Below are 23,741 nucleotides of genomic sequence, written 5' to 3' on the forward strand. Positions count from 1 at the left end.
CGAAAGCAAAACGGATATCTGCGCGGTTGATCATGGGTCCGAGGTTATACACCCCGAACCGGGAATGAAAAGAAGGAAAATGCGCGGCCGTCTGATTTCGCGAAAGGAACGGAAACGGGGATTGATTGCGTCGGCAACTCCGCTAGCTGGAGGGCGATGAGAAATGCTTTGGTCATAGGTGCGAGTGGCGGGATCGGCCGGGCCGTCTGCAATGAACTGCTGTCGCGGTCGGTTCGTGTGGTCGGTCTGTCGCGGTCGGAAAATGGGCTGGATCTGATGCAGCCGGAACTGGCCGATGAGATGCTGGGCCGGATCGAGGGGCCGTTCGACCTTGTTCTGGTCGCGTCCGGCGCGCTCGAGATCGACGGGGCGGAACCGGAAAAGACTATTCGGGCGGTCTCGGCCAAGGCCATGATGGACCAGTTCGCCCTGAACGCGGTTGGGCCGGCGCTGGTGCTGAAGCATGCGCATCGCCTGTTGCCGCGCAATGGCCGGGCGGTGTTTGCGGTACTGTCGGCGCGCGTGGGCTCGATCGGGGACAACCGTCTGGGCGGCTGGGTCAGCTATCGCGCGGCCAAGGCGGCGGTGAACCAGATCGTGCACACGGCCGCAATTGAACTGGCCCGAACCCACAAGGATGCGATCTGCGTCGCCCTGCACCCCGGAACGGTCAAGACCCCGTTCACGCAGAAATACCTGGGCCGCCATCCCGCAGTCGAGCCGAGTGACGCCGCCCAAAACCTTCTGCGGGTTGTGGATGGTCTGACGGCTGATCAGACCGGCCAGTTCTTCGACTGGGCCGGCCAACCGGTTCCCTGGTAGCGGGCTATCCGTCCGATGGGGTGACTTCCGGGTCCTGTTCGGCCTCCGGCGCCTGCGGCTCGTTGCCCGATGGTTGTGCCGCGCCTGCTTCCGACAGAGCGCCGTTTTCCCACGTGCCGCTTTCCTCTTCGCCATTTGCATAGCGCATTGTTCCAGAGCCCTGGCGTTTGCCGTTCACGAAGTTGCCTTCATAGACATCGCCATTTGCATATGTCGCGACACCTGAGCCGGTGATTTTGCCGTCGGTCCACTGGCCGGAATACTTGAAGCCATTCGCCATCACGACCTCGCCCTCGCCATGGCGCTGACCGTTCTGGAAGTCACCTGTGTAGACCGTTCCATCCGCGTAGGTGGCGGTGCCCTTGCCTTGACGCACGCCGTCTACCCACTCGCCATCGTAGCGAGAGCCGTCGGCCCGGGTCAGAACGCCGGTGCCATGCGTTCGAGCATTCTTGAACTGTCCTTTGTAGATCGTACCATTCGTGTAGGTCGCGGTGCCCTGACCTTCGATCACCCCCGCAACCCAGTCGCCGTCATAGGACGAGCCATCGGGATAGGTGATCCGGCCTTTGCCATCGGCGAGGTCCGCTTTGAAGTCACCGACATAGACCGAGCCATCGGGATAGGTCAGTTCGCCCAACCCTTCGATCTGACCGTTTTTCCAGTCGCCGGTGTAGACATAGCCGTCGGTGCCAGTGAACGTTCCCTTGCCGTGTCGCCGGTCGTCGACGAAATCGCCTTCGTAGGTATCGCCGTTCGCGTAGGTCGCCTTTCCCTTGCCCTGCCGGCGCCCGTCCACCAGGGCGCCTTCGTAAACATCACCGTTGGCCTGTTTCAGTACGCCGGTTCCGGTGATCCGGTCCTCGGTCCATTCGCCGGAATAGATCATGCCGTCGGGCAAGGTCAGCGATCCGTTGCCCTGACGCTGGCCGGCAACGATATCGCCTTCGTATACCGCGCCGTCCGCATAGGTGATCTTGGCCTTGCCCTGGCGAACGCCGTCCACCCAGTCGCCATCATAGACATAGCCGCCGGGGTCGGTCATGACGCCTATGCCGTCATGCTGGGCGTTCTTGAAGCCACCTTCGTAGCGCATTCCGTTTGCGTATTGCGCGATGCCGGTTCCGTTTATCGCGCCGTCGGTCCAGTCGCCCTCATAGGTGCCGCCGTCGGCAAAGGTGATCTTACCCTTGCCGTGCGGGCGACCTTTGACGAAATCGCCCTCGTAGACCGATCCATTGGCGTAACGCGCCACGCCCTTGCCCTGAATTTCTCCTTCGACCCACTCACCGGTGTATTCAAAGCCGTCGGGTAGGCGATAGGTGCCGGTTCCGTGACGCAGCCCGTTTTCAAAGGTGCCTTCGTAGACCCCGCCCACATCGTCATCTGCGGTGATGATCTGGCCCTGCTGCGCGGACGCGCTCTGTGCGGCGATGCCCATTGCGGCAACGGCAATCGTTGTACGAAAAGCGTTCATGGTAGTCCCTGCCTGCCCGATTGTCCCGTGGTGCATTGGTTCGTGCAAAACTATGACACTGATGAAGGTCGGGCAACGGGTTTTGCCGCATTGGCCTTTCACTTGCGGCCTGATCTGCTAAATGCCTTTTCAGGTGACGAGGGCAAGAGGGCAAAGATGGCCGACCATTTCCGCATCACGCTGGCGCAGCTGAACCCGACGGTGGGCGACATTGCAGGCAACGCCGCAAAAGCCCGTTCCGCATGGGAGCAGGGCCGCGCTGCGGGGGCCGATCTGGTGGCTCTGCCAGAGATGTTCGTCACCGGTTACAACACTCAGGACCTGGTTCTGAAGCCGTCGTTTCACATGGCTGCCATGGCGGCTGTGCAGCAGTTGGCGGAATCCTGCGCGGATGGTCCGGCGATGGCCATCGGTGGGCCTTGGGTCGAGGGTGGCAACCTCTACAACGCCTATTTGATCCTCAGCCGGGGGCGGATCGTCAGCAAGGTGTTGAAACACCATTTGCCCAACGAAACTGTGTTCGACGAGGTTCGGTTGTTCGACGCCGGGCCGTTGGGTGGCCCCTATGCGGTGGGCAACACACGCATCGGCAGTCCGATCTGCGAGGATGGTTGGCACGAGGATGTTGCCGAGACGTTGCAGGAGACGGGCGCCGAGTTTCTTCTGATCCCCAACGGATCACCCTATTTCCGCGACAAGCACGATGTGCGCCTGAACCAGATGGTGGCCCGTGTGGTCGAAACCGGGCTGCCGGTGATCTACCTCAACATGGTGGGCGGGCAGGATGATCAGGTTTTCGATGGCGGGACATTTGGCCTGAATCCCGGCGGCGAACTGGCCTTTCGAATGCCAGTCTTCGACGAGGCGGTGATGCAGATCGATCTGCGGCGCGGTGATGAAGGATGGGCCATCGTCCCTGCCGAAATCGCCGAGCAGCCGGACGCGTTGGAGCAGGACTATCGCGCCATGGTGCAGGCGTTGCGCGACTATATGGGCAAGACCGGATTTTCCAAAGCACTGCTGGGACTGTCCGGAGGGGTCGATTCCGCGCTTGTTGCGGCCATCGCGGTTGACGCTCTTGGGGCCGACAATGTGCGTTGCGTGATGCTGCCGTCGGAATACACCAGCGCCGAGTCGCTGGAGGATGCCGAAGCCGTCGCCAAGGCGCTGGGTGTGCGATACGACTATGTTCCGATCAGCCAGTCCCGTGCCGCCGTCACCGAGACCCTGGCGCCGTTGTTTGACGGTCTTCAGGCCGACATTACCGAGGAGAACATTCAGTCCCGTCTGCGCGGTCTGCTGTTGATGGCGATGTCCAACAAGTTTGGCGAGATGGTGCTGACCACCGGCAACAAATCCGAAGTGGCGGTCGGGTATGCCACGATCTATGGCGACATGAATGGCGGCTACAATCCGATCAAGGATCTGTACAAGACCCGGGTGTTCGAAACCTGCCGCTGGCGCAATGCCAATCACCGCGACTGGATGAAAGGACCCGCCGGCGAGGTCATTCGCCCCTCGGTCATCGACAAACCACCCAGTGCCGAGCTGCGCGAGGATCAGAAAGACAGCGACAGCCTTCCCGATTACCCGGTCCTGGACGGTATTCTCGACATCCTTGTTGATCAGGACGGCTCGATCGCGGATTGTGTGGCGGCCGGGTACAACGAGGCTGATGCCCGACGTGTCGAGCATCTGATCTATATCAGCGAATACAAGCGCTTTCAGTCCGCGCCGGGCACGCGCCTGACACCTCGGGCCTTCTGGTTGGACCGGCGCTATCCGATCGTGAATCGCTGGCGCGATCCAAGCTAACGAAAACTACGGCTGAGCGCCCTGTGCCGGGGCCCAGGTGTTTGTTTACAAATCGGCGGCAATGAGGGGATTACACCCTGACTGTTCCGCAGGTGGCGCGGTATTGCTGACAGCGCTTGGCCGCCTCCTTGTTTTTTGGACATTTTTTTGCCATAGTTTAGGACCGATCTTGCCACATATTTTGAAAGATCGGCGCGCGGGAGCCGAGCATTGATCTGTCGGGCGAAGCGCAGTTGAAGACCAAGTTTTCTGGTGACGCATCCGTGGTGGGGTGCCGGTTATAAGGTTTAGGTGGTCCGATGGTTGATGGATATGACAAACCGCTGCATGCGCCGTTGAGGTACAAGACAATGGAGACACCGGCGCGCGAATTGGATGAGGCGCGTCTGGAAGCGGCAATCGCCGGTGTGTTGGCCGAGGCTGACGCAGAGAGCGAGGAGCCGTCCGAGGAGTTCTCAGCCAAACACCCGGAATTGCCCGAGCTTCAACCCGAAGAGACCGAGTCAGAGACCCAAAACTCGGGTGTCGCAGCTTTGTTGCGTCAGAAATGGGCCGAGTTCTCGGGCGCGGCCTGAACCGCGTGCCGGTCTAGTTCCATTGTGGCGTTTGCATCGACGCCACACAACCGAACAAAGTGATGCTTTTTCCGTTATTCAGGATTGCCGGATGACGTTTGCCAAGGCTCGATGAAACTCGTGTCTGACTAACAAGATCCGTTGATGCCCGGCCCCAAGCCCAACCCTGTTGAATCCGATCTTTGCCTGCCCAAATCCGTTGACGTTCTGATCGTCGGCGGAGGGATTATCGGTGTCTCAACTGCGCTGGAACTGGCGGAACGTGGCAATTCCGTCCTCTTGTGTGAAAAGGGCCAGATCGGCGCCGAACAGAGTTCCAGGAACTGGGGCTGGGTTCGTCTGGGGCTGCGCGACCCGCGCGAAATACCGTTGATGACCGAGTCGCTCAGGATCTGGCAATCGCTTGATGAGCGGATCGGGCGCAAATCCGGCTATGTGCAATCCGGCATTCTGTTCGGTGCGCGGACCGACCGGTCCGCAGCTGATATGGAGCGCTGGTTGCGAAACCTCGAGGGCTACCAGACCGGAGCGCGCATGGTTTCCGGATCCGAGTTGGAACAGAACATGCCCGGCCTCCAGACCAAGTTGAAGGCCGCGCTTTTCACGCCGCAGGACGGACGGGCCGAGCCGCAATGGGTTGCTCCGGCGTTGGCCGAGGCGGCGCGTGACCAAGGCGCGGTCATCATGACAAATTGCGCGGTACGCTGCCTAGACCTGCAAGCTGGTCGCGTTGCCGGGGTTTACACGGAACGGGGGCGGGTCGCTTGCGATCAAGTGGTTCTGGCCGGGGGGGCTTGGTCTCGGTTGTTTGCCGGTAACGAAGGAATTGCCCTGCCACAGCTGAAGGTGCTGAACACGGTTCTGCGGACCTCGCCTGTGGAACCGGGTCCGGAAACAGCTCTGTGGTCGGATGATTTTGCCATTCGCAAACGCGCCGACGGCGGGTACACGATCGCCTCGGGCCATGAAAACACAGTAGATATCGTGCCTGACAGTTTTCGGTTGGCCGCGAAATTCCTGCCGGCATTCGCGCAGGAATGGAAATCGCTCAGATTCCGCCTGTCGCACCGCTGGACCATTGAGGCGCGTCAGCGCCGGTCATGGGCGCCCACCGACGTAACCCCGTTCGAACTCTGTCGGACACTGGACCCCGAGCCGTCGCAGAAGGCGCTCCGCAAGTCATGGGCCAAGGCCCGTCAGGCGCTTCCGGCACTGGTTGGTGCCGAAATCGTGCAGAGCTGGGGCGGGATGATCGATGTGACCCCGGATGCAATCCCGGTCATCTCGAAAGTGCAGGAAATCCCGGGACTGGTGATTGCAACCGGGTTTTCGGGACATGGATTTGGCATAGGCCCCGGTGCCGGCCGCCTGGTGGCCGATCTGGTGACGAACACATCGCCTTGTGTGGACCCGGCCGCCTTTCGACTGTCGCGGTTTTCGGACGGTACGAAAGTACGGCCGGACCCGGGGTATTGATCAGCCCATCATCTGATAGCTGACAGGTATAAAACGGAAGCCTTCGCCACGCGGCTCGACATAGCCGGCGGCCGGGAAAGGCATGTGGTACCCGATCATCGGGACCTTGTCCGCGGCAAGCATACCCAACACGTTCCGACGGGATGCGGTGGCCGCTGCTTTGTCCATGTCAAACCGGACTTCCCATTCCGGATGCGCGAAGGACCAGACATAGTGATTGGCAAGATCGGCGGTCAGGATCAGCCGCTGACCGTTGCTTTCGAGATGATAGACCATGTGTCCGGGTGTATGCCCGAAGGCCGCCATGGCGGTCACGCCGGATGCGACCTCGCCACCGTCTCCGATGAACGACATCTTTTCAGCCATCGGGGTGACCTTGGCTGCCACAAGGTCGCCGACGCGGTTGCCGGCCTCCTGTGCTGACCAGAAATCATACTCGGCCGCGGCGGTCACATATCGTGCGTTCGGAAAGGTCGCGGCATCGTTGGTCGTCATGCCGCCAATGTGGTCGGGGTGCATGTGGGTCAGGACGACAACGTTGATCGCCTCGGGGCCAACGCCCGCATCGGCCAGAGCCTTCTGGATACCGCCTTGGCCCAATCCCGTGTCAAACAGGATCAGTTCGGATCCGGTATTGACGAGCGTTGGCGTGAAGAAGAACTGGGCAATGTCGGGCGAGATGAAATTGTCGGCCGATACTTTGGCAAACTCCTCGTCTGACGCGCCACCGCCGAAAATCTCTTGGGCGCCGTCTCGCGGCAAGCTGCCATCCAACAGGGTCGTGACCGTGAAATCGCCCAGTTGAAAGCTGCGGGCGACGGTCGAGTTGGCCTTGGTTTCGGCCCCGGCAGCCAGTGACTGTGTCGCGATAGATGCAAAAGGTAGCGCAGCGGCGGTGCCCAAAGCGGCCCGGCGGGTCAGTTTCATGGTCATTTCAAAGTCTCCCTGTCAGATTACGTGCGACGAATTAGAACGCTTTCGGATAATTGCCACTTTCCACTCTACCATATGGGCTGCGCGCTGGCCGAACGCATGTTAAATCTTGTTCATGTCCCGCTCAGGAAACAAAACCGTTCCGACCGATCAAAGCGTCCAGGAGTTTTTGGCAGCGATCCTGCCGGCCGCGCGCGCAACGGAGGCGCAGAGGCTGAACACCCTGTTTGAAACCGTCACCGGGTTTCGGCCAGTCATGTGGGGGCCATCCATCGTTGGATACGGGCGATATGACTACCGCTACAAGTCCGGGCGGGAAGGCACTTTTCTTGCCACCGGGTTTTCCCCACGCAAGGCCGCGTTTTCGATCTATATCATGCCGGGCTACTCCGATTTCGGCAGTATTCTGGCGCGCCTGGGCAAGCACAAGACCGGCAAGTCATGTCTGTACGTGAACAAGCTGTCGGACATTGGCGAGGACGTGTTGGCCGAATTGATCCGAGCAGGGTTGGATGACCTGTCATCACGTTGGCCGATCAAGTCCGAGTAAACGGCAAGCATTCGCACCGCCTTCTGGACAAAAACGCGCTCATGTGACATGAGCCGCGCCAACAGGAGACATCCATGACAACCACCCGTTTCGCCCCTTCGCCCACCGGTTATATTCATGTGGGCAACCTGCGCACCGCGCTGATGAACTATCTGATCGCCCGCAAGGCCGGCGGCACGTTCATCCTGCGTATCGACGACACCGACCCCGAACGGTCGAAGGAAGAATATGTTGATGCGATCAAGCAGGATCTCGAGTGGCTGGGTCTGCACTGGGACCGGGTGGAGCGGCAGTCGGACCGGCTGGACCGCTATGCAGAAGCCGCCGGCAAGCTGCGCGAGATCGGCAGGTTCTACGAAGCCTTTGAGACCCCGACCGAGCTGGACCTCAAGCGCAAGAAGCAGCTGAACATGGGCAAGCCGCCGGTTTATGATCGGGCCGCCCTGAACCTGTCGGAGGCCGAGAAAGAGGCGCTGCGAGCCGAACGTGGCAACGGTGTATGGCGGTTCAAGCTGGATCATGAGCGCATCGAGTGGACGGACGGCATTCTGGGTGACGTGTCGATCGATGCGGCCTCGGTGTCGGATCCGGTGCTGATCCGTGGCGACGGGCAGGTCCTGTATACGCTGGCCTCGGTCGTGGACGACACCGAGATGGGCGTGACCGACGTGGTGCGCGGCGCCGACCACGTGACCAACACAGCGACCCAGATTCAGATCATCAAGGCGCTGGGCGGAACCGTCCCGCGTTTTGCCCATCACTCGTTGCTGACCGGCCCGCAGGGTGAGGCGCTGTCCAAGCGTCTTGGCACGCTGGCGCTGCGCGATCTGCGCGAGCAGGGCGTGCAGCCGATGGCGCTGTTGAGCCTGATGGCGCGGTTGGGCTCGTCCGACCCGGTGGAACTGCGCAGCGACATGGCCGAGTTGATCGAAGGTTTCGACGTCACCCGGTTCGGGTCGGCGCCGACCAAGTTCGACGTGCAGGACCTGTTTCCTCTGACGGCCCGACATCTGCAGACGCTGCCGCTCGAGAAGGTTTCCGACGCGGTGGCCGCGGCCGGTGTACCCGATGAACTGGCCGAGCCGTTCTGGATGATGGCGCGCGAGAACATCACCACGCTGAACGACCTGAAGGGCTGGTGGGAACTGTGCCGCGATGGCGCCGAGCCGCTGATCGACGACGAAGACCGCGAATTCGTCGCGCAGGCGATGGAACTGCTGCCCGAGGGGCCGTTTGACGGCGAGACCTGGGGCAAGTGGACGGCGGTCGTGAAAGAGGCGACCGGCCGCAAGGGCAAGGGCCTGTTCATGCCGTTGCGCAAGGCGCTGACCGGGATGGAGCGTGGCCCCGAGATGGCGACCTTTCTGCCGTTGCTGCAGGTCGTGCGGGCGCGAAAATAAGACACCGCGGGGCGGTGTCGCCTTTGATCTGAACAAGAACCAGAGGCGGGTGCTGCAGGCGCCCGCCTTCTTCACGCGGTTTGAACGATCCGGGCCGAAACCCGGGACAGGTGCTCATCGACCAAGGCTGTTTCGTCGGGGTGAAGCTGTTGGTGGCGCGGATAACGCGGCGCGTTCCGGTCATTCAGGATCGGCGCGTCCCACCCGTCGGTCGTGGCGAAGAAACGCTCGACACCCGGCAAGCCGAATGCGCGCAAATACCCCTGCACCACAACGTCCACATAGCTGAGCAAAACGGGGTGGCTGTGCGTCGGGTCCTTGCGGTGCTGTTCCGGAACCGCATAGACCGCAATCTCGACCTCTGTCTTCAGAGAATGAGTTATGGCGTGGGTGGCGGGGATCCGATCATAGGCCCACTCCCGTTCATCCAGTGCCGCCCAGTCGTTTTTGGGGACATGTGCGATCATGCCGTCGATCTCGCAGTCGGGATCCGGCACTGCGGTCAAGAAGGCGACCGGACGCAGATCGGTATGCCGCCACGCCCGGCGCCAGCCCTTGAGTCGCGCCGGGCGCGGGTCGGGAAAGTCATGCGTGGCAAGGTTTACGAGGCTGCCATAGCCAAAGAAATAGGGCTCTGCCATGTCGCGTGCTGTCCTTCTTGACGATTGATGTATGTCAAACCGTTTTTTTGCGGTCTGTGCAATAAGGCTGCATCTTGAAATTCGGGGGGAGGATCTGATGCGGATCACCAAACGAACAAATATCGCCGTGCGGCTGTTGATGTATTGCGCTGCACATCCGGATCGGCTCGTGACGAAATCCGAGATTGCGGATGTCTGCAACATCTCGGAAAACCATCTGGCGCAAGTCATCAACCAGCTGGGTCAGCTAGGGTATCTGAGCACGCAGCGCGGTCGCAACGGTGGAATGACACTGGGGCGGCCGGCGGACCAGATCCGGATCGGATCCGTCTTTCGCCATGTCGAGGGCAGTTTGCCGATCGCCGAGTGTTTTGCGGATGCCGACAACACCTGTCCGTTGACCGATGCCTGCCGCCTGCGTCTGGCGCTGCAGGACGCGGCCGAGGTCTTCTTTGCGTCGCTGGATGAAATATCGTTGGATGCTTTGGTTTGTGACAACGATCCGCTGCTGAAAATTCTGCAACCCGTTACCTGCGTGCGTTGAATTCAATCGCTGGCCCGCAGGACGCGGGCTGGGCTGACGGATAGGGGGCGGAGGGCGAAGAACAGCCCTGCCAGCAGCGTGACGGCCAGCCCGGCAGCGACGATACCCAATGCCGAAGGCCATATCACCGCAAAGCTGGTATCGAAAATGAATGTCGCCACCGCCCAGCCGCCAAGGATGCCGGCCAGCAGCGCCACGCAGCCCGCAGCCGCACCCAGAAGCGCCGAGCGCAAGCCAAAACTGAGAAGTATCCGTCGGCGATCTGCGCCGATCGTCTTGAGGATTGCGGCCTCGTAGCGACGTGCGGGCTCTCCCGCGGCCGCTGCGCCGATCAGGACCAGAAAACCGGTCAGCAAAGAGACACCGGCGCCGTAGGAGGTGGCCGAGGCCAAACCGGCAAGCAGGCCCGAGACACGGTCGATCGCGTCCCGAACCCGGATCGCGGTGATGTTGGGGAACTGGGTCGCAAGGTCTTGAAGGATGGCTGCCTCGGCCTCTTCCTCGGCATAAACCGTTGCAATGAAGCTATGAGGCGCGCCGGCCAGTGCGGACGGATTCATCGACATGATGAATCCCATGCCCGCGTTCGAGAAATCCACCTCGCGCAGCGATGTTATGGTCGCGGTGATATCACGCCCGAGAATGTTCACAGTCAGTTCGTCACCAAGCTTGAGACCCATTTCCTCGGCCTCTTCCGCGGCGAAGCTGATCTGAGGCGGGCCTGAATAGTCCTCTGGCCACCATTCCCCGGCGGTGATGCGGGCGTTTTGTGGCGCGTTGTCCGAATAGGTCACGCCGCGATCGCCTTCCAGAACCCAATGATCGCCCGCAACCTGATGTGCTGGCTGGCCGTTGATCTGCGAGATGATTCCGCGCAGCATTGGTGCGCTTTCTACACGTGTGACACCGGGGTCGTTTTCAAGCCGGCTGCTGAAGCCGGGCATCTGGTCTTTTTGAATGTCCACGAAAAAGTACGACGGCGCCACGTCCGGCAGGTTCCCGGATATCGCATTGCGCAGAGTGCCGTCGATCTGTCCGACCGCAGCCAGAACCGACAGGCCCAATCCCAGAGACAGGACCACCGATGCGGCACCTTCACGGGGGTCGGAAGTTGCGGCAAGTGCCCAACGCAACGCCGGGCGGCCACGGGCGCGTGTGGCGGCCCTTTTTGCCACATAGCGGATGCCTTGGGCCGACAGCGCCAACAGCACCAATGCGCCGACAAATCCACCTCCGGTCCAGAGGGTCAGCCAGGGGGATCCGCTGAACCAAGCGGCGGTGGCGATCAGTGTCGCCAGGGCAAGGCCCGTCGCCAACAGGTAAGCGGCGCGGGGCAACCTGCGGGCACTGCTCAGCGCATCGCGGAACAGGGTCGCTGCCCGGACGTCCTCCGCCCGGGCAAGGGGCCACAGGGTGAACAGCAAGGCGGTCAGCAGGCCATACAATGCCGCCTCGAACAGCGGTTGCGGATAGACAGAGAAAACGGCCGGTACGGGAAGCCGGCTTTCAATCAGGGATGCCAGGAGAATCGGGGCCAGCCCGCCAAGGGCTACACCAGCGGCGATCCCGACAACCGAAAGAACGCCGATCTGGATCAGATAGGTCTGAAAGATCGTGGCGCGGTCAGCGCCCAGCGTACGCAATGTGGCGATGGTTTCGGTCTTTCGCGCGAGATAGGCGCGTACGGCCGCGGACACGCCGATGCCGCCCACAGCCAGACCCGAGAGACCCACCAGCACCAGGAACGCGCCGAGGCGCGAGACGAATTCGGCAATTCCGGGTGCGCCGTTGCGCGCATCGGTCCAGCGCAGCCCAGAGCCTTGCAGAACACTCTCTGCTTGTTCCGAGAGTTCTGCGAGGTCGGCCCCGACCGGCAGGTCCATACGGTATTTGGTGGAAAACAGCGTGCCGGGCTGCAATAGGCCCGAGTCCTTCAGATCGGCTGTGCGAACCAATGTGCGCGGCCCCAAGGTGAACCCATCTCCGGCCGCGTCGGGTTCGGATATCAGGGCGGCGGACAACACAAAGTCCTGCGTGCCCAGTGCAAAACTGTCGCCGATGTCCAGCCCCAGACGCTCGATCAGAACCGGGTCCATCACTGCCCCGGGAAGGGTGGCATTTCCGTCCAACGCATCGGACAGCGAGATTTCGGGGTTCAACCGGACGGCACCGATCAGAGGATAGGCCTCATCGATGGCCTTGACCTGAGTAAGTCCGCGTTGCGGTGCGTCGCTGCGGGTCACGGCCATCGAGCGGAAATCGACGACTTCGGACACGCGATCGGCGTTTTGCTCCATCCACGCGGTTTCTGCTTCGTCCGCAAAGCGATAGGTCAGCTCGATCTGGGCATCGCCGCCCAGCAAGGCTGCCCCCTCCTGTGCAAGGCCGGTCATGATTGCTTGCCGCACCGATCCAACCGCAGCAATGGCGGCAACCCCCAGGGTCAGGCAGGCCAGAAAAACCCGAAAACCGCGTAAGCCGCCTCTGAGTTCACGTCGGGCCAGGCGCGTCGCCAGGCGCAAGCTCATTCCGCTGCCTCTTGGCTGGCCTCTTCGGTGATGCGGCCGTCGCGCAATCGGACAACCCGGTCGCATCTGCGGGCCAGCGAGTGGCTGTGTGTGACCAGAACCAGCGTCGCCCCGTGCCGGTCGCGCAGGCCGAACAGCAAATCAACGATAGCCGCGCCATTCGTCTCATCCAGATTGCCGGTTGGTTCGTCCGCCAAAAGGATCCGAGGCCTCGGGGCCGAAGCGCGGGCCAGCGCGACCCGCTGTTGTTCGCCGCCCGACAGTTGCGCCGGGTAGTGATCGCGCCGATGCGAAAGCCCCACCGCCGCCAATTCGGCCTCGGCCCGATCGAAGGCATCGCGGTGACCGGCCAGTTCCAGCGGGGTGGCAACGTTTTCAAGCGCCGTCATGGTCGGGATCAGATGGAAATTCTGGAAAACGACGCCCATCGCGTCGCGCCGAAACCGGGCCAGCGCATCCTCACTCATCGAAGTCAGGTCTTGTCCCAATGCAGTGATGCGACCCGCGGTCGTCTGCTCTAGTCCGCCCATCAGCATCAACAGCGAGGATTTACCCGAACCGGACGGGCCGACGAGGCCCAGCGTTTCTCCCTCTTTCACGGTCAGATTGATGTCCCGCAAGATTTCAACAGGTCCGGCATTGCCATCCAGCGACAAAGCGGCATTTTGGAGTGTCAGAACGGGTTCAGTCATCAGTCTTTCCGAAAGGGGCAGTCATTTGGGATATGGAGCGGTCAGGAATTTGCGCAAGGCTCTGGCGGCGGGGCTGTTGTCGCTCTGCGGCATTGCTGCCACAGCCGAGCCGGTGGTCCTGGCCGCTCTCGGAGACTCGCTGACTCAAGGCTACGGCCTTGTTGAGAAGGATGGGTTCGTCCCTCAACTGAACCGGTGGCTGGATGCGCAAGGCGTCGAGGTGAAGATAATCAACGCCGGTGTTTCCGGGGACACAACGGCCGGTGGTGCGGCGCGTGTGGGCTGGACCCTGACACCAGAGGTGGACGGGATGATCGTGGCGCTGGGCGGAAACGACGTTCTTCGTGGGATCGACCCGGCGGTCTCGAAGTCGAATCTGGAAAAAATTCTGACCGAGGCGCAAACGGCCAAGGTTCCGGTTCTGCTGATCGGCATGCAGGCTCCGGGCAATTATGGCGCGGACTACAAACAGGCGTTTGATGCGATGTATCCGGATTTGACCACCCAGTTCGGCACACTTTATTCCCCCAGCTTTTTTTCCGGGTTGCAGGCGGGTGGCGACCCCGGAGCCGTGCAGACCTACATGCAACCTGACGGGATCCACCCCAATGCGCGCGGCGTTGCGCTGATCGTGGATGATCTTGGACCTGCTGTCCTTGATCTGATCGCCGCCGCAAAACAGCGGCAGTAAACCGTGCCCGGGCGGTTCTTTCTGACGCGGCCGTTTTCCCAGATTTCCGAATTCCTGGGTCGAGAAACTGCTTGGCCGGATGAACAGCCGCGCCAGAACATACAGCCCGGTCAGGAAGTTATCGTTCTGACCGCTGAAGGCGCCGGGCCCATGCGGTGGGGCATGATTCCCGTAGGGCGCGTCAATGCCCGGGGGCGACCGGTCATGGAAACGATCATCAATGCGCGGTCGGAAACGGTTTTTGACAAATCTGCTTTTCTAGGTGTCGGTCGCGCGGTTGTTCCGGTTGATGGCTGGTACGAGTGGACCGGCGAAAAGCGCCGCAAAACCGCGTGGCGGATTGAATCCGCCGACGGAATCCCCTTGTTGTTTGCCGCGATTACGGACAGATGGATCGCGCCCGGTGGTCAGCATGTCGATCAGTTCGCTGCTGTGACCTGCGAGCCGAACGATGATCTGCGGCCGATCCACCACCGCATGGGTGTCCTGTTGCGGCCCGAAGACGTCCGGACCTGGCTGAACGGATCGGACAGGCAAGCGGCAAGCCTTTGTGTCCCGTGGCCAAACGGAAGACTGAAGATTGAAAAAGCCGAAGGGGTGGATTGGTCGGGGCCTTGACCGCTGCCTTAGACGACGGTGACGACCGTTCCGATCGGGACGCGGTTGTACAGGTCGATCACGTGCTCATTCAGCATTCTGATGCACCCGTTCGACACGGCTCGTCCGATGGTCTGCGGCTGGGTCGTTCCATGGATGCGGAAATACGTGTCGACGCCATTCTGAAACAGATACAAGGCACGGGCGCCAAGCGGGTTGTCTCCGCCACCGGGCTGGACATAGTCATTGTCCTTGAATTTGGCATAGGCAACGGGGTCCCGCTCGATCATCTCTTCGGTGGGGCGCCAGGTGGGCCATTCCTTTTTCACGTCGATCGTCGCAGTTCCGGTAAATTCCAGCCCGGCCTTGCCGACGCCACAGCCGTAACGGATGGCTTTGCGAGGCTCGGTCACGAAATACAGGTAGAACGAACGTGGCGCGACCAACAATTGCCCGGGCAAAAACTGCTTCTTGATCCGAACGATTTGCGGAGTCGGGTCGTACTCGACCGGCTTCTTCTTCGCGTGGGCCGTGCCAGGCACGGCACTGATAGCGGCGGCAGAGATCAGAAAATTGCGGCGTGAGAACATGGCAATACTCGGCTAATCAACAAAGAAAACAGGATAGCAGTCTGTTCAGAATAGCCGATCGGGTCAATTCCCGCGCGGGTTTCACCGGAAAGTGATGTTGTTTTCCTGCCCCACCGGGTCTGGAAAGCGCGATCGGAAATCGGGCAAAAAAATGGGGGCGACGGCCATCCGTCGCCCCCAGAGACCTGGTTTAGGCCAGTTCGATGTTGTCGGCGCTTTCGCGACCGTCGCGACCAGCGCGCAGTTCATAGGTGACTTTCTGGTTGTCGGCCAGGCCGGTCAGGCCCGAACGTTCGACGGACGAAATGTGCACGAACACGTCTTTGCCGCCCTCTTCGGGTGCGATGAAGCCGAAACCTTTGGTGGTGTTGAACCATTTTACGGTGCCTGCGGGCATATCCGTATCTCCTGTATTAGTGCTGCCCACGGAATTGCGGCAGCCCGGCGTCGTTGTCTGGATCGATAGACTGAACGCCGAAAACGGAGACAGTAGGTCGAAGTAGAATAACGTAAGCTCTTTGCATATGGCACTGAGGGGGCCATATGGCAAGGGTGGAAAGTGGCGGCAAGTGACCAAGCGCGAAAGCTATTTTGGGCTTCCGAAAATTCAGAACCTGTTTTCATCTGAAAGAACCAGCAGCGCCGGCTGATCGATAACTGTATGATAGATTTGCATAAATTTTGAGTTCCCTAGATTGAATGGCACGCGTGAAACCCCTAGATATTGTCAGTGGGAAAGTTGAAGAAAGGCAGAAAATTGGTCGAAAATACAGTTTTCAAACAAAACGTTGTCGCACTTGTCTATGATTTCGATGGGACGTTGAGCCCGGAAGCCATGCAACACTACGGAGTTCTGCCTGAGCTTGGCGTGGCTCCCGAAGACTTTTGGGCAGATGTGAAATCCAAACGCATCAAAGAAAATTCAGAAGAACTGCTTGTTTATATGCGAGAGATGATCGCGATATCAGAGGCAAAGAGAGTTAAACTCGACAGAAATAAGTTCAACGAGCATGGAAGAGAAATCAAATTTTTTGAAGGTGTCCGGGAATGGTTTCCCCGAATTGAAGAGTTTGCAAAAGGTTTGGCCGGTGATGCAGATGTTCACTTAGAGCACTACGTGGTTTCTTCTGGCCTCAGAGAAATGATCGAAGGGTGTGACATTTCTCATCACTTCAAAGAGATATATGCTTGTGAGTTTTATTATGATCAGTACGGCCACCCCAAATGGCCGGCGAGGGTAATATCTGATACTTCCAAGACGCAATATCTGTTTAGAATAAACAAGGGCGTCCTAAACGTTAATGAAAGTATCAACTCTCACATGCCGAAACACGAGCGGCGGATTCCGTTCGACAATATGATCTATTTTGGCGACGGTGACACCGATGTTCCCAGCATGGCTGTAGTAATGCAAAACGGTGGGCACGCTGTTGCTGTGCACAAGCCAGGCGAAAGCCACAGAAAGTGCCTCAAGCTTAAAGAGGCAAAAAGAATCGACTACTTTTGTCCAGCGGACTTTAGAGAAGATTCGGAGCTGGATAGGCTAGTCAAAGACACGCTGAGAGTAATCGTTTCACGAGTGGTTTTGAGGCAGCGAATTTTTGAACTGCCGCCAAGAGGAGAGCTTTGAGGGTAGAGGACGCCTCTACCCTATGGCACTGATCACCTCGCAAATTTCTTATGCTTCAGCCGCTTGGGTTCCAGCGCGTCCGGTCCCAGGCGGCGCTTCTTGTCTTCTTCGTAGTCTTCGAAGTTGCCCTCGAACCATTCGACATGCGCATCACCTTCAAAGGCCAGGATGTGCGTACAGATCCGGTCGAGGAAAAAACGGTCGTGCGAGATGACCACGGCGCAGCCGGCGAAATCGACCAGCGCGTCTTCCAGCGCACGCAGGGTTTCGACGTCCAGGTCGTTGGTCGGTTCGTCCAGCAGCAGGACGTTGCCGCCCTCTTTCAGCAGGCGGGCCATGTGGACGCGGTTGCGCTCACCCCCTGACAGCAACGAGACCTTTTTCTGCTGGTCGCCGCCCTTGAAGTTGAAGGAAGAGCAATAGGCGCGGGAATTGACCTGCGCGTCACCCAGTTGGATGATCTCGGCGCCGCCGGTGATCGCCTCCCACACGGTGTCGTTGTCGTTGAGGTCGTCGCGCGACTGATCGACATAGGACAGTTGCACCGTGTCGCCGTATTCGATGGTGCCCGCGTCAGGTTTTTCCTGGCCGGTGAGCATCTTGAACAGGGTCGACTTACCGGCGCCGTTGGGGCCGATCACACCGACGATGCCGCCCGGCGGCAGGCTGAAGGACAGGTTCTCGATCAGTTGCTTGTCGCCCATATGCTTGGCCAGCCCGTTGACCTCGATCACCTTGCTGCCCAGGCGCGGGCCGTTGGGGATGACGATCTGGGCGCGGGTCAGCTTCTCGCGCTCAGACTGTTCCGCCAGCTCGTTGTAGGCGTTGATACGGGCCTTGGATTTGGCCTGACGGGCCTTTTGACCCTGACGCATCCATTCCAATTCGCGTTGCAGGGTCTTCTGCTTGGATTTGTCCTCGCGGGCTTCCTGCTCAAGCCGCTTGGCCTTCTGCTCCAGCCACGAGGAATAGTTGCCCTCGTACGGGATGCCACGTCCGCGGTCCAACTCGAGGATCCAGCCGGTGATGTCATCCAGGAAGTAGCGGTCGTGGGTGACGATCAGGATGGTGCCCTTGTAGTCGATCAGGTGCTGTTGCAGCCAGGCGATGGTCTCGGCGTCCAGGTGGTTGGTCGGTTCGTCCAAGAGCAGCATGTCGGGCGCTTCCAGCAGCAGCTTGCAGAGCGCCACGCGGCGTTTCTCACCGCCCGAGAGGTTGGCGATGTTAGCATCGTCCGGCGGGCAGCGCAGCGCTTCCATCGACACGTCGATCTGGCTGTCGAGGTCCCACAGGTTTTCCGCGTCGATCGCGTCCTGCAGGGCGGTCATCTCTTCCATCAACTCGTCCGAGTAGTTCTCGGCGATCTCCATCGCGATTTCGTTGAAGCGGTCGACCTTGGCCTTTTTCTCGGCCACGCCCAGCATGACGTTTTCACGGACGGTCAGGGATTCGTCCAACTGAGGTTCCTGTGGCAGATAGCCGACCTTTGCGCCCTCGGCGGCCCACGCCTCGCCGGTGAAATCGGTATCGAGGCCGGCCATGATCTTCATCAGGGTCGACTTACCGGCGCCGTTCACGCCGACGACACCGATCTTTACGCCGGGCAGAAAGCTCAGGTGAATGTTTTCAAAGCACTTCTTGCCACCGGGATAGGTCTTTGAGACACCCTGCATGTGGTAGACATATTGATAGGCGGCCATGTCGCGTCCTCTGGGTCGGGGAATTCAGGTTGACCCGCTTGATAGCCAAGCGGGACGGGCGGGGCAAGCTGGTGCTTTGGCGAATTTCTGGCTGGCCTTATGCGCCGGCCTGACCGGACTGGGAAGGATGCTGGGAATGCCGGAACTTGCGCAATTGGTATCAGGTTGGGCCAAGGCCGGGCGGATCGAATGGATCGGCGTCAGACCGGGGCGACGATTGGATATGATCGCACTGGGTCAGGCCATGATCCGGGAAGATGGGGTTGAGGGCGATCGCAGTCGCCCGGGGAAGCGTGCGGTGACCCTGATTCAGAACGAGCATCTTGCCGCGATCGGCAGCTATTTGGGACAAGGCCCAGTCACACCGGACGTGCTGCGGCGCAATCTGGTGGTTTCCGGCATCAATTTGGGCGCTCTCAAAGGGCGCGAGGTTCAGGTCGGCACCGCCATTTTGCGGATCACGGTTATCTGCGCGCCTTGCAGCAGGATGGAAGAGGCGTTGGGCAACGGGGGGTACTCTGCAGTGCGCGGGCATGGCGGCTGGTGTGCCGAAGTGGTGCGATCGGGGGCGGTCGGTTTGGGCGATGCTGTGCAACCTGTTGATTGACAAGGCCGGTGAGTTCTGGACTACAGCAGGGGATGTTGCGAAGCGCGATACCATATGCGCGGCCCGGTCAGGTCGTGGGACTGTTCGGGGGATCGTTCGATCCGCCGCATCAGGGGCATGTGCACGTTACACTGGAGGCGATGAAGGCTTTTGGTTTGGATCGGGTCTGGTGGTTGGTGTCGCCGGGGAACCCGCTGAAGTCTCGCGGCCCGGCTCCGATCGATCAGCGAGTTGAGGCTGCACGGTCCATCATGCAGCATCCCAAGGTTGAGGTGACTGACATTGAGGATCTGACGGGCACCCGCGCCACGGCTGACACACTTGCTGCCTTGCGGCGGCTCTATCCGCAGGTTCGGTTCGTTTGGCTGATGGGGGCTGACAACCTGGCCCAGTTTCACAAATGGAAGGACTGGCGGTCGATCATGGACACCGTTCCTGTGGGCGTGGTGGCGCGCCCCGGAGATCGGATTTCGGCGCGCATGTCACCGGCGGCGCGTGTCTATGGCAAATACCGGATTGACGGAACGGCGCGGCATCTTTTGGGTCGGGCCGATGCACCGGCCTGGTGTTTCGTGAACGTGCCGATGGTCGATGTCAGCTCGACTCAGATACGCTCCAAAGGCGGCTGGACCTGACAGGTGTTGCCTGAACAGCCCCGATGGGCACATAATTCAGGTGCATGGTTGTTTGCCTGTGATCTCTGGGATTTTATTTGACCCATGACTGATCGTATTTCGAGACGTTTCTTTCTGGCCGGCGCCGGTTCGCTTCTGATCCCCACCGCGGGCCTTGCCGGGGCGCCAACGGTCTCATTGCGGCCTGTTGCCCGTGGCGCCGAGTTGAGCGGTGCCGAACGCATCATTCAGGCGGCGCGATTGAAGGGCGAAGTGGTCTTCGCCGTGGCAGACGTGAAAACCGGCGCGCAACTGGAGGAATTCGGCGGGGCCCGCGGCTTGCCGCCGGCCAGTGTCGCCAAAGCCCTGACCGCGCTTTACGCGCTGGACGTTCTGGGGCCAGACCATCGGTTCGAAACAAAGCTGATCGCAGATGGTCCGATTGAAAACGGAATCCTCAAGGGTGATCTGATACTGGCCGGAGGCGGCGATCCGGTATTGGATACCGATGCTCTGGCCACGATGGCCGCCAACCTGCGCAAGGCCGGACTGACCGAGGTTAGTGGGGCGTTCAAAGTGTACAGCGGCGGATTGCCCTATGTATTCAGCATAGACCCCGGTCAGCCTGATCATGTGGGCTATAGCCCTGCGATCAGTGGAATTTCCCTGAACTTCAACCGCGTGCATTTCGAGTGGAAACGCCAAGGGTCCAGCTATGACGTGACCATGGACGCACGCAGTGCCAGTTATACGCCGTCGGTGGACATGGCCGCGATGCGGATCGAAAATCGCAACCTTCCGGTCTACAGCTATCAACCCAGCGCGCGGCAGGACCGCTGGACAGTTGCCAAGGGCGCGCTGGGCAGCGGCGGCGCCAGGTGGTTGCCCGTACGCAAACCGGGCTTGTACGCCGGGGATGTGTTCCGCACTCTGGCCCGGGTCAACGGCATCGTCCTGGGGCGGGTTCAAGTCACACGCGAGGCCCCCAGGGGCACCGTTCTGGTCACGCATAAGAGCGATGAACTGACCAGCATAGTGAAAGGGATGCTGAAATATTCGACCAACCTCACGGCCGAGATGGTGGGGCTGGCTGCGACCGTCGCGCGGGGTAGGCGGCCGCAAACACTGGTAGACTCCGCGGATGAGATGAATCGCTGGTCGGCTCAGACCTACGGCGCGTCCGGTATTGCAATGGTGGATCATTCCGGATTGGGTGATGCTTCGCGAATGGTACCGTCTGGTCTGGTCAAAGTTCTGGTGGCCGCTCAGCAGCATGAAACGCTGCGACATCTGTTGAAGCCGTTTACCCTGACCGACGCCAAAGGCCAGCGGATCCAAGGGCACCCGATCAAGGTGGACGCCAAGACCGGGACCTTGAACTTTGTATCTGGCCTGGGCGGGTATCTGACCACCGCCGGAGGATCCGAGTTGGCCTTTGCGATATTCACTGCCGATCTTCCGCATCGGGCGACCATCGCGCGTGAAAGCCGCGAACGCCCTGAAGGCGCGCGCAGCTGGAATCGCAGGTCTCGCAAACTGCAGCAGGCCCTCATCGAGCGCTGGGGCGCGCTTTATGGCAGCTGAATCCGATCAGACGGTGTGACGCGCCCGTGCGCCGCGCTCGATCGCTGCGGCGTGCAGCCGGTCGATCTCCAACTCATACCGGATCTCTTCCAGCAACCGCAGTTCGGTTTCGGCCAGCGAGCCGTCGGCGGCGGCGACATCGCAGGCCAGAGCATAGGCCGTTTCGTTCAACCGCTCAGGCAGGTTGTCCCGGATCAGACCAAACAGTGCGTCCAGACCATCTTCCTGCTCGAACAGATCAAACACGATCTGCGAAACCCGGCGCATACGGTCGATATCGTAGTCGGCAAACACAGGCAGCATATTCACGGCTGTCTCGATCTTGACCAGTTCGACGGTGCGGATGTTCTCGTCCGAGGCTGAGACGGCCACCATGATCGCCACAAGGCAATCCTGCGGCGACATCGGGTGGGAAACGGGTTGGGTCATGGGAACATCCTGCGATTGGTATCGTGCCGCACGTTATTGAGGTGTGGCAAAGGGTTCAATATCTTGTTTTCCAATACATACCGATGTCTGCTTGTGTCCTGATCAGAATCTGCCGTGTTCCTGGTCACGAGCAACCGTCTGAAATCGTAGCAGGGGCGGCGTTTCTCGCCTGCGGTCATTGACTCACGCTGCATCTGCACAATAGGAGATGCCGGTCGGTCGCATTGAGTGACCGTCGCTGATTTCCCGATGGAGAACGAACGAAATGTCTGAACTGCGTGAAACCGCCATGACGTCAAAGGCCTGGCCTTTCGAAGAGGCGCGCCGGTTGCTCAAACGCTATCAGAAGTCTCCACCGGAGAAGGGCTTCGTTCTGTTCGAAACGGGATATGGCCCGTCGGGCCTGCCGCATATCGGCACCTTCGGTGAGGTGGCACGGACCACGATGGTCAAGCGCGCCTTCGAGGCCCTGTCGGACATTCCCACCAAGCTGATCTGCTTTTCGGATGATCTGGACGGGATGCGCAAGGTTCCCAGCAACGTGCCGAACCCCGAGGCCCTTGAAGCCTATCTGCAGCAGCCGCTGACTTCGGTCCCTGACCCGTTCGGCGAGTATCCCAGCTTTGGTGAACACAACAACGCCATGCTACGTCGGTTCCTTGATACGTTCGGGTTCGAATACGAGTTCTATTCGGCGCGCGATTTTTATCGTTCGGGTCAGTTCGACGAAATCCTGAAGCGTGCAGTCGAACGTTATGACGACATCATGGCCATCATGCTGAAAAGCCTGCGCGAGGAGCGTCAGCAGACCTATTCGATCTTCCTGCCGATCCATCCGGAAACGGGCCGGGTCCTTTATGTGCCGATGAAAAAGGTGTGCGCCGAGACCTACACCGTCACCTTCGATGATGAAGATGGCAAGGAGTGGACGCTGCCCGTGACTGGCGGCAATGTGAAGTTGCAGTGGAAACCGGATTTCGGAGCGCGCTGGGCGGCGTTGGGCGTCGATTTCGAGATGTATGGCAAGGAACATGCGACCAACGAAAAGATTTATGACGCGATCTGCCGCGCGCTGGGCGGCCGTGCGCCCGAGCATTTCTCGTATGAGCTGTTTCTCGATGAAAACGGGCAGAAAATCTCGAAGTCGTCCGGAAACGGAGTGTCGATCGACGAGTGGCTGACCTATGCGCCGACCGAGAGTCTGGCCTATTTCATGTATCAAAAGCCGAAGACGGCAAAGCGGATGCATTTTGACGTCATCCCGAAGGCATATGATGAATACCATCAGCAGTTGCGTGCCTACCCCGGGCAGGATCTGAAGGCTCAGTTGAACAACCCGGTCTGGCACATTCACGGCGGTGACGTGCCGGAATCGACGTTGATCGTACCCTTTGCAATGCTGCTGAACCTCGCGTCGGTTTCAGGTGCCGAGGACAAGGAGACTCTGTGGGGCTTCATCCGCCGCTATGCGCCCGAAGCCACGGCCGAAAGCCATCCGGACCTCGACAAGGCTGCCGGTTTTGCAGTGCGCTACTTCAACGACTTCGTGAAGCCGACCCGCAAGCATCGGGCGCCGACGGAGCAAGAGCGCGAGGCGCTTGAAGCCCTGAAGTCGGCGCTTGAAGCCTATGACGGTCCGGTCGAGGACGAATCCTTGCAATCGGTGGTCTATTCCATCGGCCGCGAGCGCTTTGACCCGATGCGCGGCTGGTTCACAGCCCTTTACGAGGTGTTGTTGGGCGCCAGCCAAGGTCCTCGGTTCGGCGGGTTCATCGCCCTTTATGGCGTCCCCGAAACGATTGCACTGATCGACAAGGCCCTGGCCGGAGACCTGGCCTGATTTGAC

At 60.2% G+C, this 23,741-nt stretch carries 23 protein-coding genes; 14 read left to right on the forward strand and 9 right to left on the reverse strand.

What is annotated here, in order from left to right:
• The first annotated feature begins 156 nt into the window (after positions 1-156).
• Positions 157-822 carry an SDR family NAD(P)-dependent oxidoreductase gene (locus tag ACR0DA_RS16700; protein WP_480754975.1) on the forward strand — a complete coding sequence of 222 codons (666 nt, stop codon included), beginning with the start codon at positions 157-159 and terminating at the stop codon, positions 820-822.
• Positions 823-826: 4 nt separating this feature from the next.
• Here the strand turns inward: ACR0DA_RS16700 and ACR0DA_RS16705 are convergent, their stop codons facing one another.
• Positions 827-2,299, reverse strand: coding sequence for an MORN repeat-containing protein (locus ACR0DA_RS16705; RefSeq protein ID WP_480754977.1), 1,473 nt, complete (start codon positions 2,297-2,299; stop codon positions 827-829).
• Between the two features lie 156 nt (positions 2,300-2,455).
• On the opposite strand from ACR0DA_RS16705, the gene ACR0DA_RS16710 reads away from it, so the two are divergent.
• From ACR0DA_RS16710 to ACR0DA_RS16720, 3 genes are all read left to right on the forward strand, one after another.
• Entirely contained in the window at positions 2,456-4,114 is a 1,659-nt protein-coding gene (locus ACR0DA_RS16710) for an NAD+ synthase (RefSeq protein WP_480754978.1), read from the forward strand.
• A gap of 299 nt (positions 4,115-4,413) precedes the next feature.
• Complete coding sequence (locus ACR0DA_RS16715) at positions 4,414-4,689, forward strand: hypothetical protein (RefSeq protein ID WP_480754979.1); 276 nt, start codon at positions 4,414-4,416, stop codon at positions 4,687-4,689.
• Positions 4,690-4,833: 144 nt separating this feature from the next.
• Positions 4,834-6,165, forward strand: coding sequence for an NAD(P)/FAD-dependent oxidoreductase (locus ACR0DA_RS16720; RefSeq protein ID WP_170369703.1), 1,332 nt, complete (start codon positions 4,834-4,836; stop codon positions 6,163-6,165).
• Here the strand turns inward: ACR0DA_RS16720 and ACR0DA_RS16725 are convergent, their stop codons facing one another.
• Positions 6,166-7,098 carry an MBL fold metallo-hydrolase gene (locus tag ACR0DA_RS16725; protein WP_480754981.1) on the reverse strand — a complete coding sequence of 311 codons (933 nt, stop codon included), beginning with the start codon at positions 7,096-7,098 and terminating at the stop codon, positions 6,166-6,168. It lies immediately after the preceding gene.
• A gap of 115 nt (positions 7,099-7,213) precedes the next feature.
• Between ACR0DA_RS16725 and ACR0DA_RS16730 the strand changes: the two genes are divergently transcribed.
• Both ACR0DA_RS16730 and gltX read left to right on the forward strand, forming a co-directional pair.
• Positions 7,214-7,648, forward strand: a complete 435-nt coding sequence (locus ACR0DA_RS16730) for a DUF1801 domain-containing protein (protein WP_480754982.1) — start codon at positions 7,214-7,216, stop codon at positions 7,646-7,648.
• 74 nt (positions 7,649-7,722) lie between these two features.
• Entirely contained in the window at positions 7,723-9,048 is a 1,326-nt protein-coding gene (gene gltX / locus ACR0DA_RS16735; RefSeq protein WP_480754983.1) for a glutamate--tRNA ligase, read from the forward strand.
• 71 nt (positions 9,049-9,119) lie between these two features.
• Here the strand turns inward: gltX and ACR0DA_RS16740 are convergent, their stop codons facing one another.
• Positions 9,120-9,689, reverse strand: coding sequence for a gamma-glutamylcyclotransferase family protein (locus tag ACR0DA_RS16740; protein ID WP_170601232.1), 570 nt, complete (start codon positions 9,687-9,689; stop codon positions 9,120-9,122).
• Between the two features lie 97 nt (positions 9,690-9,786).
• On the opposite strand from ACR0DA_RS16740, the gene ACR0DA_RS16745 reads away from it, so the two are divergent.
• Entirely contained in the window at positions 9,787-10,233 is a 447-nt protein-coding gene (locus ACR0DA_RS16745) for an RrF2 family transcriptional regulator (protein WP_170360231.1), read from the forward strand.
• Between the two features lie 2 nt (positions 10,234-10,235).
• On the opposite strand, the gene ACR0DA_RS16750 is transcribed toward ACR0DA_RS16745, so the two are convergent.
• Positions 10,236-12,761: an ABC transporter permease gene (locus ACR0DA_RS16750; protein ID WP_480754985.1), complete on the reverse strand. Its 2,526-nt coding sequence runs from the start codon at positions 12,759-12,761 to the stop codon at positions 10,236-10,238.
• Complete coding sequence (locus ACR0DA_RS16755) at positions 12,758-13,453, reverse strand: ABC transporter ATP-binding protein (protein ID WP_170448400.1); 696 nt, start codon at positions 13,451-13,453, stop codon at positions 12,758-12,760. Before ACR0DA_RS16755 ends, ACR0DA_RS16750 begins: the two co-directional genes overlap by 4 nt.
• A 49-nt stretch (positions 13,454-13,502) precedes the next feature.
• Here ACR0DA_RS16755 and ACR0DA_RS16760 point away from each other — a divergent pair, with 49 nt between their 5' ends.
• Positions 13,503-14,144, forward strand: coding sequence for an arylesterase (locus ACR0DA_RS16760; protein WP_480754987.1), 642 nt, complete (start codon positions 13,503-13,505; stop codon positions 14,142-14,144).
• A gap of 3 nt (positions 14,145-14,147) precedes the next feature.
• Entirely contained in the window at positions 14,148-14,762 is a 615-nt protein-coding gene (locus ACR0DA_RS16765; RefSeq protein ID WP_170372153.1) for an SOS response-associated peptidase, read from the forward strand.
• An 8-nt stretch (positions 14,763-14,770) separates the two neighbouring features.
• Here ACR0DA_RS16765 and ACR0DA_RS16770 read toward each other — a convergent pair whose 3' ends face one another.
• Both ACR0DA_RS16770 and ACR0DA_RS16775 read right to left on the reverse strand, forming a co-directional pair.
• Entirely contained in the window at positions 14,771-15,331 is a 561-nt protein-coding gene (locus ACR0DA_RS16770; protein ID WP_170360241.1) for a L,D-transpeptidase, read from the reverse strand.
• A gap of 190 nt (positions 15,332-15,521) precedes the next feature.
• A complete protein-coding gene (locus ACR0DA_RS16775) occupies positions 15,522-15,728 on the reverse strand; it encodes a cold-shock protein (protein WP_093963409.1) in 207 nt (68 codons plus the stop codon).
• Between the two features lie 333 nt (positions 15,729-16,061).
• Here ACR0DA_RS16775 and ACR0DA_RS16780 point away from each other — a divergent pair, with 333 nt between their 5' ends.
• A complete protein-coding gene (locus ACR0DA_RS16780) occupies positions 16,062-16,961 on the forward strand; it encodes an HAD family hydrolase (protein ID WP_480754989.1) in 900 nt (299 codons plus the stop codon).
• A 32-nt stretch (positions 16,962-16,993) separates the two neighbouring features.
• Here the strand turns inward: ACR0DA_RS16780 and ettA are convergent, their stop codons facing one another.
• Positions 16,994-18,661, reverse strand: coding sequence for an energy-dependent translational throttle protein EttA (gene ettA, locus ACR0DA_RS16785; protein ID WP_170343264.1), 1,668 nt, complete (start codon positions 18,659-18,661; stop codon positions 16,994-16,996).
• Between the two features lie 136 nt (positions 18,662-18,797).
• Here ettA and ACR0DA_RS16790 point away from each other — a divergent pair, with 136 nt between their 5' ends.
• From ACR0DA_RS16790 to dacB, 3 genes are all read left to right on the forward strand, one after another.
• On the forward strand, positions 18,798-19,268 hold the full coding sequence (locus ACR0DA_RS16790; RefSeq protein WP_480632444.1) for an MOSC domain-containing protein: 471 nt from the start codon (positions 18,798-18,800) through the stop codon (positions 19,266-19,268).
• Positions 19,269-19,300: 32 nt separating this feature from the next.
• Positions 19,301-19,903, forward strand: coding sequence for a nicotinate-nucleotide adenylyltransferase (locus tag ACR0DA_RS16795; protein WP_437342883.1), 603 nt, complete (start codon positions 19,301-19,303; stop codon positions 19,901-19,903).
• 84 nt (positions 19,904-19,987) lie between these two features.
• On the forward strand, positions 19,988-21,466 hold the full coding sequence (gene dacB / locus ACR0DA_RS16800) for a D-alanyl-D-alanine carboxypeptidase/D-alanyl-D-alanine endopeptidase (RefSeq protein ID WP_480754991.1): 1,479 nt from the start codon (positions 19,988-19,990) through the stop codon (positions 21,464-21,466).
• 6 nt (positions 21,467-21,472) lie between these two features.
• On the opposite strand, the gene ACR0DA_RS16805 is transcribed toward dacB, so the two are convergent.
• A complete protein-coding gene (locus ACR0DA_RS16805; protein WP_093963405.1) occupies positions 21,473-21,895 on the reverse strand; it encodes a tellurite resistance TerB family protein in 423 nt (140 codons plus the stop codon).
• A 265-nt stretch (positions 21,896-22,160) separates the two neighbouring features.
• On the opposite strand from ACR0DA_RS16805, the gene ACR0DA_RS16810 reads away from it, so the two are divergent.
• The gene (locus ACR0DA_RS16810) at positions 22,161-23,735 is read left to right on the forward strand and encodes a lysine--tRNA ligase (protein ID WP_170448389.1); all 1,575 of its coding nucleotides are present in this window, start codon (positions 22,161-22,163) and stop codon (positions 23,733-23,735) included.
• Positions 23,736-23,741: the final 6 nt, after the last annotated feature.

It is taken from the genome of Ruegeria sp. CI8 (assembly GCF_056536865.1).

Bases quoted from the DNA above. Each gene is read 5' to 3' on its own strand.
- ACR0DA_RS16715 (WP_480754979.1), top strand. From the start codon at position 4,414: ATGGTTGATGGATATGACAAACCGCTGCATGCGCCGTTGAGGTACAAG.
- ettA (WP_170343264.1), bottom strand. From the start codon at position 18,661: ATGGCCGCCTATCAATATGTCTACCACATGCAGGGTGTCTCAAAGACC.
- ACR0DA_RS16720 (WP_170369703.1), top strand. From the start codon at position 4,834: ATGCCCGGCCCCAAGCCCAACCCTGTTGAATCCGATCTTTGCCTGCCC.
- ACR0DA_RS16790 (WP_480632444.1), top strand. From the start codon at position 18,798: ATGCCGGAACTTGCGCAATTGGTATCAGGTTGGGCCAAGGCCGGGCGG.
- gltX (WP_480754983.1), top strand. From the start codon at position 7,723: ATGACAACCACCCGTTTCGCCCCTTCGCCCACCGGTTATATTCATGTG.
- ACR0DA_RS16730 (WP_480754982.1), top strand. From the start codon at position 7,214: ATGTCCCGCTCAGGAAACAAAACCGTTCCGACCGATCAAAGCGTCCAG.
- ACR0DA_RS16710 (WP_480754978.1), top strand. From the start codon at position 2,456: ATGGCCGACCATTTCCGCATCACGCTGGCGCAGCTGAACCCGACGGTG.
- dacB (WP_480754991.1), top strand. From the start codon at position 19,988: ATGACTGATCGTATTTCGAGACGTTTCTTTCTGGCCGGCGCCGGTTCG.
- ACR0DA_RS16745 (WP_170360231.1), top strand. From the start codon at position 9,787: ATGCGGATCACCAAACGAACAAATATCGCCGTGCGGCTGTTGATGTAT.
- ACR0DA_RS16770 (WP_170360241.1), bottom strand. From the start codon at position 15,331: ATGTTCTCACGCCGCAATTTTCTGATCTCTGCCGCCGCTATCAGTGCC.
- ACR0DA_RS16805 (WP_093963405.1), bottom strand. From the start codon at position 21,895: ATGACCCAACCCGTTTCCCACCCGATGTCGCCGCAGGATTGCCTTGTG.
- ACR0DA_RS16705 (WP_480754977.1), bottom strand. From the start codon at position 2,299: ATGAACGCTTTTCGTACAACGATTGCCGTTGCCGCAATGGGCATCGCC.
- ACR0DA_RS16810 (WP_170448389.1), top strand. From the start codon at position 22,161: ATGTCTGAACTGCGTGAAACCGCCATGACGTCAAAGGCCTGGCCTTTC.
- ACR0DA_RS16775 (WP_093963409.1), bottom strand. From the start codon at position 15,728: ATGCCCGCAGGCACCGTAAAATGGTTCAACACCACCAAAGGTTTCGGC.
- ACR0DA_RS16795 (WP_437342883.1), top strand. From the start codon at position 19,301: ATGTTGCGAAGCGCGATACCATATGCGCGGCCCGGTCAGGTCGTGGGA.
- ACR0DA_RS16700 (WP_480754975.1), top strand. From the start codon at position 157: ATGAGAAATGCTTTGGTCATAGGTGCGAGTGGCGGGATCGGCCGGGCC.
- ACR0DA_RS16755 (WP_170448400.1), bottom strand. From the start codon at position 13,453: ATGACTGAACCCGTTCTGACACTCCAAAATGCCGCTTTGTCGCTGGAT.
- ACR0DA_RS16740 (WP_170601232.1), bottom strand. From the start codon at position 9,689: ATGGCAGAGCCCTATTTCTTTGGCTATGGCAGCCTCGTAAACCTTGCC.
- ACR0DA_RS16750 (WP_480754985.1), bottom strand. From the start codon at position 12,761: ATGAGCTTGCGCCTGGCGACGCGCCTGGCCCGACGTGAACTCAGAGGC.
- ACR0DA_RS16725 (WP_480754981.1), bottom strand. From the start codon at position 7,098: ATGACCATGAAACTGACCCGCCGGGCCGCTTTGGGCACCGCCGCTGCG.